Origin of the sequence: Bradyrhizobium sp. B120, assembly GCF_049075665.1 — a bacterium.
Lineage (GTDB): Bacteria > Pseudomonadota > Alphaproteobacteria > Rhizobiales > Xanthobacteraceae > Bradyrhizobium.
In genome coordinates this window covers 6,973,305-6,987,667 of the sequence record NZ_CP185242.1, presented here as the reverse complement: position 1 = coordinate 6,987,667, position 14,363 = coordinate 6,973,305, and the positions used below count along the sequence as shown (strand labels likewise).

Genomic DNA, 14,363 nt, shown 5'->3' with positions numbered 1-14,363 from the left:
GGAAGGCCGCGAGATTCAACAGGGATGATTGGAAATGGCGTTTGTAATCGAGCCGAATGTCGTCGACAGGAAAGGCTTGCGGCAAGCCGCGGCGCAAGCGCGCAAACTTAATCTGACGCTGCCGACCTTCTCGCAACTCGCGCACCCGCCGCTTCCGTCGGCCAAGGTGTGGGAGGATATTGCGGCGGTCGGGCCAGATGAGCCGAGCGCCGCGAACCTCTGGCGCATGCACTGGTACAATGCGGAAAACCGCAGGGGCAGGGACCTGGTACCCGGCCATATCGTGCTGCCAAAGGAGATCACCGGCGTCGATGCCAAGATCATCGTGCTGCTCGGCGATCGCTTTCCGATGATCGGCGCGCACAAGGTCCTGCCGGCCTATGCCGCCTTGATCGAGCAGCTCGTGACCGGGCGGTTCGATCCATCCAAACAGAAGGCTGTCTGGCCTTCCACCGGCAATTACTGTCGCGGCGGTGTCGCCGTTTCGCGGATCCTCGGCTGTCGCGGCGTTGCCGTCTTGCCCGAAGGGATGAGCCGCGAGCGCTTCGAGTGGCTCGAGAAGTGGGTAATGGACCCAGGCGACATCATCCGGACACCCGGCACCGAGAGCAACGTCAAGGAGATCTACGACAAGTGCGCGGAGCTCAGGCGCGACGACAGCAACGTCATTCTCAACCAGTTCTCGTCGTTTTCGAACTATCTCATCCACTATGAATGCACGGGGCGCGCGGCGGAAGATGCCTTCAAGGCGTTCAACCAGGACGATAACCACGAACTGGCGGCCTTCGTCTCGGCAACAGGATCGTCGGGGACGATCGCCGCGGGTGATTTTCTCAAGAGACGCTGGGGCTCGAAGGTCGTTGCCGTCGAGGCGCTCGAATGCCCGACGATGCTCAACAATGGCTATGGCGAGCACAACATCCAGGGGATCGGCGACAAGCACATCCCGCTCATCCACAATGTCATGAACCTCGACTTCGTTGTCGGGGTCTCGGACCGAACCACGGACCAGCTTAATCTGCTGTTCGGCACGAAGGCGGGCCGCGATTATCTCGAGACGCGCCGCGGCCTCGAACCCGCGCTGGTGCGCGCCTTCGACCATATCGGCATCTCCGGGCTCGCCAACATCATCGCCTCGATCAAGCTGGCAAAGCAGATGAATTACGGGCCCGAGAAGGCCATTATCACCGTGGCGACGGACAGTGCTGCCATGTACGGGAGCGAACGCAGGCAATTCGAAGAGGAGCACTATGCGCGTGGCCTTGATCAGGTGAACGCCGCCGAAATCTTCGGCGCCTGCCTGCTCGGCGCCGCCTCCGACAATGTCGTCGAGCTGACGGAGCTGTCGCGCCGTGCCGTCTTCAACCTGGGCTACTACACCTGGGTCGAGCAGCAGGGGGTCTCAGTTGCCGATTTCGAGCGGCGCCGTTCGCAGTCCTTCTGGAGCAAAATTCAGGACAGTCTGGGCGAATGGGATCAACTCACCATCGAGTTCAACAAGGAGGCGAATTTGGCGAACGCCTGATCGGCACGCGCGGCATCGTGTCTGTCGAAGGAGTTTCGAAATTGGTCAAGGGCGAAAGCAATCGCGCAAATGATGAGCGGCTGCGTCAAATGAGGGCACTGCGAAAACAAAAATAGAGCAGGGCGCCTGCTTGACGGCGGATTAGAAGTATCTTTAAGATACTAAGAATAGGATGATAGGATCATCCCGGCGGTGACGAATGGCCAGCACCCATAAGCTGGCGCGCTGCACTGGTGTTTCGTTCCCTAGGCATGGCTCAAGCGAGCGCAGGAGGAAAGATGAAGCGAGCACACGGATTGATTACGGGCGCGGCCCTTGCCGCGGCAATGTCGACCGCACTGGCGACGGGCGCCGCGGCACAGACCATCAAGATCGGTGTCAATGAGCCGCTCACCGGTCCGTTCGCCGCTTCCGGTACCTATGTCGTGAACGGCGCCAAGATCGCCGCCGACGAAATCAATGCCAAGGGCGGCTTGCTCGGTCGCAAGATCGAGCTGGTCATCGAGGACAACAAGAGCAATCCGACGGAGGCCGCGGCCGTCGCCGAGAAGCTGATCACCGGCGACAAGGTGCCCGTGATCATGGGCGCCTGGGGCTCGAGCCTGACCCTCGCAGTGATGCCGAAGCTGATGGAATACAAGGTCCCGATGGTGGTGGAGACCTCGTCCTCGAGCAAGATCACGACGTCGGGTAATTCCTACATCTTCCGCATCTCGCCGCCATCGTCGGTCGAGGCGACCGAGTTCAAGTCCATCATGCCGTCACTCGGCATCAAGAAGGCGGACTTCCTCGTCATCAACAATGACTGGGGCCGTGGATCGGCCGAGGACTTCGGCAAGATCATGAAGGCCCAGAACATTCAGGTCGGCCTCGTGGAGATCATGGATCAGGCCGCCCAGGACATGAGCGCGCAGCTTGCCAAGATCAAGGCAACCGACTCGGACACGATCATGGTCACGACCGCAGTCGAGCAGCTCACCCTGGTGTTGAAGCAGGCCGCAGCGCTCGGCATCACCAAGCGGATCGTCACCACCGGCGGCTCGCAGAATCCGGATCAGCTGATCGAGCAGGCCGGCGCCGCAGCGAACGGCTCCATGCATTTGACGACCTTCGCGCCCTGGTATCCGGACAAGACCCCGGACCCGGCGGCAACGAAGTATTTCCTCGGCGAGTGGAAAAAGCGTGGCTACGCGGTCGCCGGCGCGACCGAGAGCTTCCGCGGCTACGACGGAATTCGCACGATCGCCAATGCGATCCAGCGGGCCGGCAAGGCAGAGCCTGCGGCGATCACCGACGCACTATGGACGACCGACTTTGCCGGCCTGAACGGTCAGATCAAGTTCCAGAAGCAGGGGCCGGCCGGCAAGGAAAGCGGCCAGAGCATGCCCAACCTCTATCTGATCAAGATCGAGAACGAAAAGATCGTCCTGTCGGGCTCCTGAGCTCGACGATCGCAGAAGGCGCCACCATGATTGGTGGCGCCTTGGCATTGCCTCGCCCATTGTACATGCTCTGAAGAGAGGATCAGCGGTCTTTCGACCGAAAAAATCAGCATGACCGAGCTTCTGCAACACATCGTCAACACGCTCATCCTGGGCAGCACCTACGCGCTGCTGGGCATCGGGCTCACGCTCATCTTCGGCATCATGCGCGTGGTCAATTTCGCGCACGGTGAGCTTTACTCCTTCGGGGCCTATGCGCTGTATTTCGTCGGCGTGATGCTCGGCCTGAACTTCTTTCTTGCGCTGATCGTGGCGGTCGTCCTGGGCTGCTTTGCCGGTGCGCTGATCGAGGTCGTCTTGCTGCGCCCGATGCGTGGCGCGGACATTGATACGACCATGCTGGTCATGATCGGCGCCATGATCGTGATGCAAAATGGCGAGCAGTTCGTCTGGGGTGGCGTCGCGAAGTCGGTTTCGACGCCGTTCCCGGAACTTCCGCTCGTCATCGGTTCGATTTCGGTGTCCTGGTTGCGCCTGTTCGTCTTCTGCGCGGCCCTTGCCCTGATCGGCGTGTCCTATCTCCTGATCAACCGCACAAAACTCGGCAAGGCGATGCGCGCCACCTTCCAGGATCGTGATGCGGCTTCGCTCATGGGCGTCAACATCCAGTTCATCTACATGGCGACGTTCGCGATCGGCTCGAGCCTCGCGGCAGCGGCGGGCGCATTGCTCGGACCCGTCTACGTCATCTCCCCGCAAATGGGCAATCTCGCTTCGCTGAAGGCGTTCGCCATCGTCATCCTGGGCGGCCTCGGCAGCATTGGCGGGGCCACCATCGGCGGCTTCCTGTTGGCTTTGGCCGAGGAGCTTGGTGCCGGCTACGTTTCGTCGGGCTACCGCGATGCCATGGGCTTTCTGATCATCATCGTCGTGCTGCTCTTCAAGCCGACCGGCCTGTTTGCACGCGCGGAGCGGATCGGATGAAGCGCTTGATCCCCTATATCGCGCTTGCTGCGTTCGCATCCGTCCCGCTTTGGCTGCACGATCCGTATTTGCTGAACGCCTTCATCACGACGGGTATCCTCATTGTCGCGGCGATGAGCCTCAATCTCCTGCTCGGATACACCGGACAGCTGAGCCTTGGTCACGTCGCGTTCTTTGGCATTGGAGCCTACACCAGCGCGCTGGTGTCGCTGGGCTTCGATGTCGAGTTGATCGGCGGTATCCGCGTGGTTCACGAACCCTGGCCGGTCTGGACCGGGTTTGTGATCGGCACCCTGGTTGCAGCGCTCTGCGGCTATGCCGTCGGTAAGCTGTCCTTCAAGGTGCGGGGTGCCTACTTCGTCATCGTGACCATCAGCTTTGCGGAAGTGGTCCGGCTGGTCGCGCTCAACTGGGTCGAGCTGACCCAAGGCCCGCTGGCCTTGACCTCGATTCCACCGATGACGCTGGGGCTGCCCGGAGTCGGCTATCTCGATTTCTACAGCAAGCAATCCAACTACTATCTCGTGCTTGCCGTCCTTGTGGTGTCCTACATCGTCATCCAACGTCTGGTTTACTCCCGCGTCGGGCGCGCAATGATTGCGCTCAAGGAGAACGAGTCGCTCGCAGTCTCGGTCGGGATCGACGTGACCCGCTATTTGGTGCTGGCCGCGGTGTTTTCGGCCGGCATCGCGGGGGCCGCCGGCAGCCTCTACGCCCATTACCTCAAGATCATCGATCCCGACGTGTTTGCGTTTCTCTACACGGTCACGATGGTGATCATGGTGATCTCGGGCGGCAAGGGGACCCTTGCGGGACCTATCGTTGGCGGCCTCATCTTCGGCTTCATTCCCGTCGCGGCCCGTTCTTTCGCTACCCCCGAGATCCAGTGGATCCTCTATGGCCTGCTGATGATCATCATCGTCTTCGTGTTGCCGAAGGGGATCGTTCCTGCCATCGAGAAGTGGTTCGCGGCACCCAGCACCCGCGCGGATCCGGAGCCTCTCCAAGCCAAGATGCACGACACGCCATGAGCACCATGCCCTCCAACGCTCCGCAGCCGGTTCTGTCCGTTGAACATATCGCCGTGCATTTCGGCGGACTGATTGCGATCACCGATATGAGCTTCGTCGTCAACCAGGGTGAGATCGTCAGCCTGATCGGACCGAACGGCGCCGGCAAGACGACTGCCTTCAACGTCATCACCGGCTTTCTGCGACCGACCAAGGGCGAGGTGCGCTATAAGAATAACTCGCTCAGCAACCTCAAGCCGCATGAAGTCACCTCGCTCGGCCTGGCGCGGACCTTTCAGCGCACCAGCGTGTTCCAGAGCGTGACCGTGTTCGAGAACGTGATGATCGGCCTGCATCGACGGAGCCGGTCGACACTGCTGGATACGCTGCTGGCGCTGCCGCGCGAAGGGCGAGCGGAGGCGGAGTTGAGGAATCTTGCGCGCGAACTGCTCGAGATCGTCGGGATAGCGCGCCGTGCCGACGAACTCGCCGGGTCGCTGTCTTACGGCGACCAGCGTTTGCTCGGCGTCGCGCTTGCGCTTGCAACAGACCCGTCGATGCTTTTGCTGGATGAGCCGGTGTCGGGCATGAACGCGACGGAAACCGCCCGGTTCATGGAGTTGCTCAACAAGCTGCACGGCCGCGGCATGTCGATCCTGCTGGTGGAACACGATGTGCCGATGGTGATGGGCGTCTCCGATCGCATCGTCGTGCTCAACTACGGCCGCATCATTGCGGAAGGGCCGCCCGCGGCGATCCGCGGCAATCCCGAGGTCATTCGTGCCTATCTGGGTGAAGGAGCCAGCCGGCATGCTGCACATTAATGGTCTTGTTTGCCGGTATGGCAAGGTCGAAGCCCTCAAAGGCGTCACCTTGTCGATCGGGCAGGGGCAGCTGGTCGCGCTGATCGGAGCGAACGGTGCCGGCAAAAGCACGACGCTACGGGCGATCTCGGGAATCCTGCCTTCGGCGGCAGGACGGATTACGTTCGACGGGCACGACATTACGAAGTGCTCGGCGCGGGAAATCCTGAGCAAGGGCATCGCTCATTGCCCCGAGGGGCGGCGGGTATTCCCTGACATGACCGTCGACGAAAATCTCGATATGGGTGCGTATCTGCGCTCCGACCGTCGCGAGATCGCGGCGGATCGGGAGCGGATCTTCGGGGTGTTTCCGCGACTGGCCGAGCGCCGGCATCAGGTTGCCGGGACACTATCCGGCGGCGAGCAGCAGATGCTGGCGATCGGTCGCGCGATCATGTCCAAGCCCAGGCTCATGATGTTCGACGAGCCATCGCTTGGCCTCGCGCCCAACATCGTCGAACAGGTGTTCTCGATCATCGATAGCATCAGGAAATCCGGGACCACGGTCCTAATGGTCGAACAGAACGCCTACTCGGCGCTCGAGATGTGCGACTACGCCTATCTTCTGGAGACCGGTTCCATCGTTCTTTCCGGCAGCGGCAAGGATCTCATCGACGATGAGCACGTGCGATCTGCCTACTTGGGCGGATGACGGTCGGTGAGCAGGAATGACGGGACTTTCATGGGCGGTGCGGCGCGAGCGAGGGACGAGGTGGGTTCCGACGAATGCCTGGTGCTTCTCGCGTCGTTCATGAGGGTGCGGGATCGAAAAGCTCGCGCTGAGATCGTCAAGCTTGCGCAACGATGCGCCGACTTCGAGCCCGGCGGAATTGTCTCCTTTGGGCTCGAGACGCGGCGCGATTGATGCGTCGGCGTTGCCAAGCCGGCAAATCCCTGCGGCGCAGGCGGCCACCCAGGGATCGAGGACGATCCTCTGGGAAATGCCGTGCTTGCGTCGCCGATTTGGTGAATGACCTCGTTAGTTCTCAAGAGTGGTGCTGTGAGCGTGAAGATCGCCGTTGCCAAGGAAATCGATGCGTCCGAGCCGCGGGTTGCGGTCTCGCCCGATACCATCAAGAAGTTCAAGGCGCTGGGCGCCGAGGTCGCGGTCGAGCCGGGCGCGGGCGTCAAGTCGGGGCTGCCCGATTCGGAGCTTGTCGCGGCGGGCGCGACCGTCAGCGCCGATGCGCTCAAGGACGCCGACATCATCATCAAGGTGAAGCGGCCGGAGGCCTCGGAGCTCGCGAAGTACAAGCGCGGTGCGCTGGTGATCGCGATCATGGATCCCTATGGCAACGAGGCCGCGCTGAAGACGATGGCTGATGCCGGCGTGTCGGCGTTTGCGATGGAATTGATGCCGCGCATCACCCGCGCCCAGGTGATGGACGTGCTGTCCTCGCAGGCCAACCTCGCCGGCTACCGGGCGGTGATCGAGGGCGCCGAAGCGTTCGGCCGCGCCTTCCCGATGATGATGACCGCCGCCGGCACCATTCCGGCCGCCAAGGTGTTCGTGATGGGGGTCGGCGTCGCCGGCCTGCAGGCGATCGCGACCGCGCGGCGGTTAGGTGCCGTCGTCACCGCGACCGACGTGCGCCCCGCCACCAAGGAGCAGGTCGAGAGCCTCGGCGCCAAATTCCTCGCCGTCGAGGACGAGGAGTTCAAGAACGCGCAGACCGCCGGCGGCTACGCCAAGGAGATGTCCAAGGAGTACCAGGCCAAGCAGGCCGCGCTGACCGCCGAGCACATCAAGAAGCAGGACATCGTGATCACGACCGCGCTGATCCCGGGCCGCCCGGCGCCGAAGCTCGTCAGCGGCGAGATGGTCAAGTCGATGAAGCCCGGCTCGGTGCTGGTCGACCTCGCGGTCGAGCGCGGCGGCAATGTCGAGGGCGCGAGGCCCGGCGAGGTGGTCGAGACCGACGGCATCAAGATCGTCGGCTACACCAATGTCGCCGGCCGCGTCGCGGCCTCTGCCTCGAGCCTCTATGCGCGCAATCTGTTCTCGTTCATCGAGACCATGGTCGACAAGGCCAGCAAGGCGCTCGCGGTCAATTGGGACGACGAGCTGGTGAAGGCCACCGCGCTGACCAAGGACGGCGCCGTCATCCATCCCAACTTCCAGCCGAAGTAAGGAGAGAAGCCATGGAGCATCTCGCGCAGGCCGTCGATCCGTTCGTGTTCCGGCTGTCGATCTTCGTTCTTGCGGTATTCGTCGGCTATTTCGTGGTGTGGTCGGTGACCCCCGCGCTGCATACCCCGTTGATGAGCGTGACCAACGCGATCTCGTCGGTGATCGTGGTCGGCGCGCTGCTCGCGGTCGGCGTCGGCATGGTGTCGAGCGGATCGGGCTGGGCCCGCGGCTTCGGCTTCGTGGCGCTGATCTTCGCCTGCGTGAACATCTTCGGCGGCTTCCTGGTCACCCAGCGCATGCTGGCGATGTACAAGAAGAAAGCCAAGTGAGCGGCGTGCACCTCGGGGTGACGAAGACAAAGGGGGACCTGAGATGAACGCCAATCTGGCTGCTGTTCTGTATCTCGTGGCGGGGGTGCTGTTCATCCTGTCGCTGCGCGGCCTGTCGAGCCCGGCATCGTCGCGCCAGGGCAATTTCTTCGGCATGATCGGCATGGCGATCGCGGTCGCCACCACGCTGGCGAGCCATCCGCCGGCCGACGGCGTCGCCTGGCTCTTGGTGATCGTCGCGATCGCGATCGGCGGCAGCATTGGTGCTGTGATCGCGCGCCGGGTGCCGATGACCTCGATGCCGGAGCTCGTCGCCGCATTCCACTCGCTGGTCGGCATGGCCGCGGTGCTGGTCGCCGCCGGCGCGTTCTACGCGCCTGAAGCGTTCGACATCGGTACGCCCGGCAACATCCATCCGCAGAGCCTGGTCGAGATGTCGCTCGGCGTTGCGATCGGCGCCTTGACCTTCACCGGCTCGGTGATCGCGTTCCTGAAGCTGTCGGCCCGGATGAGCGGCGCGCCGATCATCCTGCCGTTCCGCCACGTCATCAACATCGTGCTCGCCTTGGCGCTGGTGTTCTTCATCGTCGGCCTCGTGATGAGCGGCAGCGCGCTCGACTTCTGGCTGATCACCATCATCGCGCTGGCGCTCGGCGTCCTGATGATCATCCCGATCGGCGGCGCCGACATGCCGGTCGTGATCTCGATGCTGAACTCGTACTCGGGCTGGGCCGCGGCCGGCATCGGCTTCACGCTCGGCAACTCGGCGCTGATCATCACCGGCGCGCTGGTCGGCTCCTCGGGCGCGATCCTGTCCTACATCATGTGCCACGCGATGAACCGCTCGTTCATCTCGGTGATCCTCGGCGGCTTCGGCGGCGAGACCGCAGCCGCCGGCGGCGGCTCGGGCGAGCAGAAGCCCGCCAAGCTCGGCTCGGCGGACGATGCCGCCTTCATCATGAAGAACGCCTCCAAGGTCATCATCGTGCCCGGCTACGGCATGGCGGTGGCGCAGGCCCAGCACGCGCTGCGCGAGATGGGCGATATCCTGAAGAAGGAAGGCGTCGAGGTGAAATACGCCATTCACCCGGTGGCGGGGCGCATGCCCGGCCACATGAACGTGCTGCTGGCCGAAGCCAACGTGCCCTATGACGAGGTGTTCGAGCTCGAGGACATCAACTCGGAGTTCGCCCAGGCTGACATCGCCTTTGTGATCGGCGCCAACGACGTCACCAACCCGGCTGCCGAAGAGGACAAGACCTCGCCGATCTACGGCATGCCGGTGCTGCAGGTCTGGAAGGCCGGCACCGTGATGTTCATCAAGCGCTCACTGGCGTCGGGCTATGCCGGCATCGACAACCCGCTGTTCTACCGCGACAACACCATGATGCTGCTCGGCGACGCCAAGAAGGTCACCGAGAACATCGTCAAGGCGATGTAAGGCAGGCAGCGAATGGCGCTCGCCCGTGCCAGGGCCTTGCGATTGGCTAACCCGGAAGCAGATGGCCTATCAAGCGCCGGATCCGATCGGGTCCCGCGGCGATAGCGTGCGGCCCAGGATGAGCTCGAGCGATGGCCATGCCTCACCGGATGACGAGCAAATCCGCATCAGCAAGGCCTGGACCACCGGCATTCGACGCTCGCCGTGTTGCGGCTGACCCGCAGCCGCTGTCTGACCAAACTTATTCGTCTGGACCGGGGAGCCGCCGTCACTGAAGTGAATAACGGGCATGCCGACGGAAATCGACGCGGCCACATCGATCCGCAAGGCGTCGTGGTTGCGTTGCATCGTTGTCGTCGTCCTCATCAAGAGCGAGCGAACCGGCGAATAGTCCATGGTCCTACACATCGTACTAAGTGATGAACGGCGGACAAGTTCAAAGATTCGACGTCCTGTGCCTAAGATCGCAGCGTCGTCCGACAGCCCGGCGGTATGTCGGAGTGCCAAAAAAGAGCGGCCCGCTTCGGCAACGAAGCGGCCGCCATGGATTTGCGCAAGGCAAATGCCGGCTGGCTAGGGCCGCTCGAGCATCCCGCCGCCGAACATTGTCGGGATGTAACGTGGTGCCTCAATCGCAGCCATGAAGCGATGCTTTGTCGCGATCGGATCGAGTGAGATCGGCGGCCGCACGACTTCGACGTCGGGCTCCGTCGCCAGAACCAGGACTCCGACGCCATCGCGCTTTTCGGCCGCGGCGATGCCGGCGGCGAGTGCGCTCGGCGCATTCAGGTTCTCGGCGTGCTTGATTCCCGAGGCCCGCGCCAGCTGTGCCAGATCGAGCGTCGCGTTGGTCAAGGCTTGACCGCCTGAAGCTGCGTGAACGCCGTTCTGGATCAGGAGGATGGTGAGATTTGACGGGTTCATCGCGCCAATCGTGACGAGCGTTCCCATATGCATGAGCAGGGCGCCATCGCCTTCGACAGCGATGACCGGACGATCCGGTTGAGCGATGGCCAGGCCCAGCGCCAGCGGGAGTGTCAGTCCCATGGCGTCTTCGAAGTAGAAGTTCTCCGGTGCGTGATGCAGCGATGCCCACAAATACGAAGCATTGCCGAGCGACGTCACAACGAGCGCGCGGGACGGCAGGCTGCCGGCAAGCGCCCTGTAGTAATCCGCCCGGGTCGGTCGTGCGTTGGTCACCACTGGATATCCTCCCGACCCATCAGCAGGGCAAACGGACAAGAAGCTTCTTCCGCATAGGTCGCGGCATGTTCGACCTGCGGACCGATCGGGCGGTATCGATCGGTGCAGGCATGGGCGAGGCCGATGCCGCGGAAGACCGGCTCCGTCGCTCGGCCCTTCGGCACATGATAGAAGACCGGATCATCGGGCGTGCCCCGATAGGACACCAGCATCAGCAGCGGAAATTGATAGCGCTGCGCGAGCGACACCATGCCCGCACCCATGCTGAGCACACCGGCATTCTGCACAAGCAGGGCGGTGCGAACGCTACCGAGCCGGCTGCCACAAGCGATCGCAAGCGCCTCCTCTTCATGGGTTGCGCGCACCAGCGTCATGCCCGGCTCCTGGTCGATGCGAATAAGGATTTCGCCCAGCCAGCTGTCGGGGACAGAGACGACGGTGCCGAAACCAAGACGCTTGAGCGTATTGAGAACGGCAGACGGCCGATGGGCCTCTAAAGCTTCCGTCGATGTCGTCATCGACTGCCTCCGTGATTTCAACCAACGTGGCGCGCAGGCTATTCGCAAAAGGTACTATTGTCGATAAGATAAAACTATTGCGGGTCGGTAAGGTGCCTGATAAAAGGTACTATTAAGCAGATGATAAGTTTAATTTCATGACCGAGGATTGCAGCTGGAGCCGGGCGCTGCATTCCCTCGCTGGAGGGAGACTGCAGCTATGCTTCGCCTTTGGTCCGTGTTGATCGCTGTTCTGATTGCTTTGCCGGCTCACGCACAAGACAAGCTCGTTGTCAGTATCTGGGGCGGCAGTTGGCGCGATCTGGTGGCCGAGACGGTTGCCAGGAAATTCACCGCCGAAACCGGCGTCCCTGTCGAATTCATCACCGGCGGCACCATCGATCGACTGAACAAGGAAAAGCTCGCCAAGGGAAATCCCGACAGCGACGTGACGTTCACGACGTCGCATGTCGGGTGGCTCTATGCCAATGACGGGTTGTTCGAGACGATCGATACCTCGAAGATCCCCAATGCGAAGAACCTCGCGGACGAGGCGCGGATCAGTCCCTACCATCTCGGCGCCTGGGCCTATGTCTACACGATCGGCTACCGCCCCGATCTGATCAAGGACACCAAGTTCGAAAGCTGGAATGATCTCTGGAAGCCGGAGCTGAAGGACAAGCTCGCCGCTCCGGATTTCGATCCCAGCCACATCATTGCGGTCGCCGCCATTCTTGCCGGCGCCGACCCGGCCCATTGGGAACAAGGCGAGGAGAAGCTCAAGGCGCTCAAGCCAAACTTCAAGGCGTTCTACACTAATGACGCCAACAGCCAGCAACTGCTCGCGAGCGGCGAGACGCCGGTGCAGATCGTGCTTTCGATGAACGCCTACTACATGATCGGGCAGGGCATTCCGATCACGCTCGCGATGCCGAAAGAGGGCGCGGTGCTGGGAATCGACACCGTCGCGATCATGAAGGGGTCAAAGAAGGTTGACCTCGCATACAAGTTCATCAACGCGCTCTACGACCCAGAAATTCAGGCTGAGATCTCGAAGCAGAAGAAGGGAAGCCCGGCAGTCCTCAACGCGAAGATCGATCCTGAAATCGCCAAGCTTCCGGGCGTCTTCACGTCGGCGGAGCAATGGAAGCAGCAGATCAACATCGACGCCAAGCTGCGCGCTAACAAGACGGCGGAATGGCGCAAATGGTTCGCCGAAAACATCATGAACTGATCCGTTGCCAGATCGGTCCGGTATCATGAATCAGCAGCCATTTCTGCGCATCTTCACGGCGCCGGCGGCGCTCTGTGCGATCGGGTTCCTCGCGGCGATGGTTGCTGTTCTGCAATACAGCCTCAGGGCCTACGTGCCGGGATCGCTCGACCCCGGCGGATTTACGCTGGCGAATTTCGCCGACCTTCTCAAGCCGCTCTACGCGCGCGTGTTTCTCGATACCGTCGTCGTGTGCGCGATGACCGCGGTCGTGACATTGATCGTCGGATATCCGCTGGCCTATGCACTTGTGCGCGTCGAACAGCCGATCCTGCGCTCCGTTCTCCTGGTGATTGTCGTGACGCCGCTGTTTCTGGGCGAGGTCGTTCGCACCTATGCGTGGATCATCGTCCTGGGCAACAATGGCTTCATCAATTCCTTGCTGATGTCGCTCGGCCTCATCGGTAAGCCGCTGCAGCTGATGTTCACGCCATTCGGCGTTGTGGTTGCGCTCGTGCACGTCACGCTGCCGGTCATGGTCATCATGCTGGCCGCCGGATTGTCCCATATCGACCGCGACTATTCCCGAGCGGCTGAAAGCCTGGGAGCCGGTCCCATTCGGGTGTTCCTGACCGTGACATTGCCGCTGTCCTTGCCGGGCGTGGTCGCCGGCACCACGACGGCATTCGCCTGGACGTTCTCGGCATTCGCCACGCCGCAACTCATCGGCGGCGGCCGCGTCAATATGATCTCCAATCTGGTCTACCAGCTTGGATTTTCGAGCTTCAACTTTCCCTTCGCCGCGACATTGTGCGTGGCTGGGCTGGCCTTGACCGCCCTCGTGCTTGGACTGCTTCAGCTTGCGTCCCGACCGCTTCAGAACATCGAGGTGCATTGATGATTCCGCGCTCGACCTATCAGAGAGTGCTCGGCTGGGTCGGATTGCTGACGGTGCTCGTCATCATCGCCTTTCTTGTGCTGCCGGCGGCAGTCGTGACGATCGCCGCGTTCAACGACAAGCCCATCCTGTCATTCCCGCCGCAGGCCTGGTCGTGGCGATGGTTCGGTAGGGCCCTCGCCTATGAAGACTTCCGGCAAGGGTTCTTCAACGGCCTGATCGTCACGGCCTGGAGCTCGACGATCGCGCTGTGCGTTGGCGGCATGTTCGCTTTTGTCATCGACCGCTACAAGTTTCCGCTCAAGTCCGCCATCGAGGGAGTCCTCATCTCGCCGTTGGTGATTCCGCACTTCACGGTAGGGCTCGGCTTTCTCATCCTCGCGGCGCAAGTCGGCCTGAGCCGCGGTTTTGCGGTCGTCGTGATCTGCCACGTTATCCTGGTGCTGCCGTTCGTTCTGCGCAGCGTGTATGTCTCGCTGAGGAATCTCGACCAGAGTTACGAACACGCTGCTGCGAGCCTCGGCGCCGGACCGCTTCGCGTCCTGACCACCGTCACCCTGCCGCTGTTGCTGCCCGGGCTCGTCAGCGGCTGGCTGTTCGCAGCGATCCTCTCATTCAACGAGTTCACGGCCTCGCTGTTCGTGACCTCGCAGCGGACCCAAACGCTTCCGGTCGCGATGTACAATTATGTGCGCGAGTTCGCCGATCCGTCGATGGCGGCACTATCGGTCATGTATATCGTCGGCACCGCGGCCTTGATCGCCTTTGCCAATGCGTTCCTCGGGCTCGGCAAGGTCCTCAATATCGAGCAGTCTCACTAGGGAGCA

General features: G+C 62.1%; 15 protein-coding genes. 12 read left to right on the top strand and 3 right to left on the bottom strand.

Annotation, left to right across the window (positions count from 1 at the left end; translation table 11 throughout):
• Window positions 1–34: 34 nt before the first annotated feature.
• The 9 genes from ACOIX3_RS32460 (at window position 35) to ACOIX3_RS32420 (ending at window position 9,725) form a co-directional block, all read left to right on the top strand.
• Window positions 35–1,525: a pyridoxal-phosphate dependent enzyme gene (locus tag ACOIX3_RS32460; protein ID WP_420966046.1), complete on the top strand. Its 1,491-nt coding sequence runs from the start codon at window positions 35–37 to the stop codon at window positions 1,523–1,525.
• A gap of 278 nt (window positions 1,526–1,803) precedes the next feature.
• Window positions 1,804–2,967, top strand: coding sequence for an ABC transporter substrate-binding protein (locus ACOIX3_RS32455; RefSeq protein ID WP_420966045.1), 1,164 nt, complete (start codon window positions 1,804–1,806; stop codon window positions 2,965–2,967).
• A 111-nt stretch (window positions 2,968–3,078) separates the two neighbouring features.
• Window positions 3,079–3,951 (top strand): branched-chain amino acid ABC transporter permease, encoded by an 873-nt coding sequence (locus ACOIX3_RS32450; RefSeq protein WP_092116278.1) that lies wholly within the window; start codon window positions 3,079–3,081, stop codon window positions 3,949–3,951.
• Window positions 3,948–4,982 carry a branched-chain amino acid ABC transporter permease gene (locus ACOIX3_RS32445; RefSeq protein ID WP_420966043.1) on the top strand — a complete coding sequence of 345 codons (1,035 nt, stop codon included), beginning with the start codon at window positions 3,948–3,950 and terminating at the stop codon, window positions 4,980–4,982. The genes ACOIX3_RS32450 and ACOIX3_RS32445 overlap by 4 nt, the downstream gene beginning before the upstream one ends.
• A complete protein-coding gene (locus ACOIX3_RS32440) occupies window positions 4,979–5,785 on the top strand; it encodes an ABC transporter ATP-binding protein (protein ID WP_420966042.1) in 807 nt (268 codons plus the stop codon). Before ACOIX3_RS32445 ends, ACOIX3_RS32440 begins: the two co-directional genes overlap by 4 nt.
• Window positions 5,772–6,476: an ABC transporter ATP-binding protein gene (locus tag ACOIX3_RS32435; RefSeq protein ID WP_420966041.1), complete on the top strand. Its 705-nt coding sequence runs from the start codon at window positions 5,772–5,774 to the stop codon at window positions 6,474–6,476. Before ACOIX3_RS32440 ends, ACOIX3_RS32435 begins: the two co-directional genes overlap by 14 nt.
• A 354-nt stretch (window positions 6,477–6,830) precedes the next feature.
• Window positions 6,831–7,955, top strand: a complete 1,125-nt coding sequence (locus tag ACOIX3_RS32430; protein WP_420971842.1) for a Re/Si-specific NAD(P)(+) transhydrogenase subunit alpha — start codon at window positions 6,831–6,833, stop codon at window positions 7,953–7,955.
• A gap of 11 nt (window positions 7,956–7,966) precedes the next feature.
• Window positions 7,967–8,284 carry a proton-translocating transhydrogenase family protein gene (locus ACOIX3_RS32425; RefSeq protein ID WP_016841609.1) on the top strand — a complete coding sequence of 106 codons (318 nt, stop codon included), beginning with the start codon at window positions 7,967–7,969 and terminating at the stop codon, window positions 8,282–8,284.
• Between the two features lie 43 nt (window positions 8,285–8,327).
• On the top strand, window positions 8,328–9,725 hold the full coding sequence (locus tag ACOIX3_RS32420) for an NAD(P)(+) transhydrogenase (Re/Si-specific) subunit beta (RefSeq protein ID WP_092116272.1): 1,398 nt from the start codon (window positions 8,328–8,330) through the stop codon (window positions 9,723–9,725).
• Window positions 9,726–9,794: 69 nt separating this feature from the next.
• Here the strand turns inward: ACOIX3_RS32420 and ACOIX3_RS32415 are convergent, their stop codons facing one another.
• The 3 genes from ACOIX3_RS32415 to ACOIX3_RS32405 all read right to left on the bottom strand — a co-directional run bounded on the left by ACOIX3_RS32415 (window position 9,795) and on the right by ACOIX3_RS32405 (window position 11,446).
• Window positions 9,795–10,121: a hypothetical protein gene (locus tag ACOIX3_RS32415; RefSeq protein WP_420966040.1), complete on the bottom strand. Its 327-nt coding sequence runs from the start codon at window positions 10,119–10,121 to the stop codon at window positions 9,795–9,797.
• 177 nt (window positions 10,122–10,298) lie between these two features.
• Window positions 10,299–10,850 carry a thiamine pyrophosphate-dependent enzyme gene (locus ACOIX3_RS32410; protein ID WP_420966039.1) on the bottom strand — a complete coding sequence of 184 codons (552 nt, stop codon included), beginning with the start codon at window positions 10,848–10,850 and terminating at the stop codon, window positions 10,299–10,301.
• A gap of 71 nt (window positions 10,851–10,921) precedes the next feature.
• The gene (locus ACOIX3_RS32405; RefSeq protein WP_420966038.1) at window positions 10,922–11,446 is read right to left on the bottom strand and encodes a thiamine pyrophosphate-binding protein; all 525 of its coding nucleotides are present in this window, start codon (window positions 11,444–11,446) and stop codon (window positions 10,922–10,924) included.
• A 199-nt stretch (window positions 11,447–11,645) separates the two neighbouring features.
• Here ACOIX3_RS32405 and ACOIX3_RS32400 point away from each other — a divergent pair, with 199 nt between their 5' ends.
• The 3 genes from ACOIX3_RS32400 to ACOIX3_RS32390 are packed head-to-tail and all read left to right on the top strand — an operon-like array spanning window position 11,646 to window position 14,357.
• On the top strand, window positions 11,646–12,659 hold the full coding sequence (locus ACOIX3_RS32400) for an ABC transporter substrate-binding protein (protein WP_420966037.1): 1,014 nt from the start codon (window positions 11,646–11,648) through the stop codon (window positions 12,657–12,659).
• Window positions 12,660–12,684: 25 nt separating this feature from the next.
• Entirely contained in the window at window positions 12,685–13,536 is an 852-nt protein-coding gene (locus ACOIX3_RS32395; protein ID WP_420966036.1) for an ABC transporter permease, read from the top strand.
• A complete protein-coding gene (locus tag ACOIX3_RS32390) occupies window positions 13,536–14,357 on the top strand; it encodes an ABC transporter permease (RefSeq protein WP_420966035.1) in 822 nt (273 codons plus the stop codon). Before ACOIX3_RS32395 ends, ACOIX3_RS32390 begins: the two co-directional genes overlap by 1 nt.
• Window positions 14,358–14,363 lie beyond the last annotated feature (6 nt).

Excerpts from the sequence above, each read along its gene's own strand:
- ACOIX3_RS32440 (WP_420966042.1), top strand. The coding sequence starts at position 4,979 with ATGAGCACCATGCCCTCCAACGCTCCGCAGCCGGTTCTGTCCGTTGAA.
- ACOIX3_RS32460 (WP_420966046.1), top strand. The coding sequence starts at position 35 with ATGGCGTTTGTAATCGAGCCGAATGTCGTCGACAGGAAAGGCTTGCGG.
- ACOIX3_RS32395 (WP_420966036.1), top strand. The coding sequence starts at position 12,685 with ATGAATCAGCAGCCATTTCTGCGCATCTTCACGGCGCCGGCGGCGCTC.
- ACOIX3_RS32420 (WP_092116272.1), top strand. The coding sequence starts at position 8,328 with ATGAACGCCAATCTGGCTGCTGTTCTGTATCTCGTGGCGGGGGTGCTG.
- ACOIX3_RS32425 (WP_016841609.1), top strand. The coding sequence starts at position 7,967 with ATGGAGCATCTCGCGCAGGCCGTCGATCCGTTCGTGTTCCGGCTGTCG.
- ACOIX3_RS32390 (WP_420966035.1), top strand. The coding sequence starts at position 13,536 with ATGATTCCGCGCTCGACCTATCAGAGAGTGCTCGGCTGGGTCGGATTG.
- ACOIX3_RS32405 (WP_420966038.1), bottom strand. The coding sequence starts at position 11,446 with ATGACGACATCGACGGAAGCTTTAGAGGCCCATCGGCCGTCTGCCGTT.
- ACOIX3_RS32400 (WP_420966037.1), top strand. The coding sequence starts at position 11,646 with ATGCTTCGCCTTTGGTCCGTGTTGATCGCTGTTCTGATTGCTTTGCCG.
- ACOIX3_RS32450 (WP_092116278.1), top strand. The coding sequence starts at position 3,079 with ATGACCGAGCTTCTGCAACACATCGTCAACACGCTCATCCTGGGCAGC.
- ACOIX3_RS32435 (WP_420966041.1), top strand. The coding sequence starts at position 5,772 with ATGCTGCACATTAATGGTCTTGTTTGCCGGTATGGCAAGGTCGAAGCC.
- ACOIX3_RS32455 (WP_420966045.1), top strand. The coding sequence starts at position 1,804 with ATGAAGCGAGCACACGGATTGATTACGGGCGCGGCCCTTGCCGCGGCA.
- ACOIX3_RS32445 (WP_420966043.1), top strand. The coding sequence starts at position 3,948 with ATGAAGCGCTTGATCCCCTATATCGCGCTTGCTGCGTTCGCATCCGTC.
- ACOIX3_RS32415 (WP_420966040.1), bottom strand. The coding sequence starts at position 10,121 with ATGGACTATTCGCCGGTTCGCTCGCTCTTGATGAGGACGACGACAACG.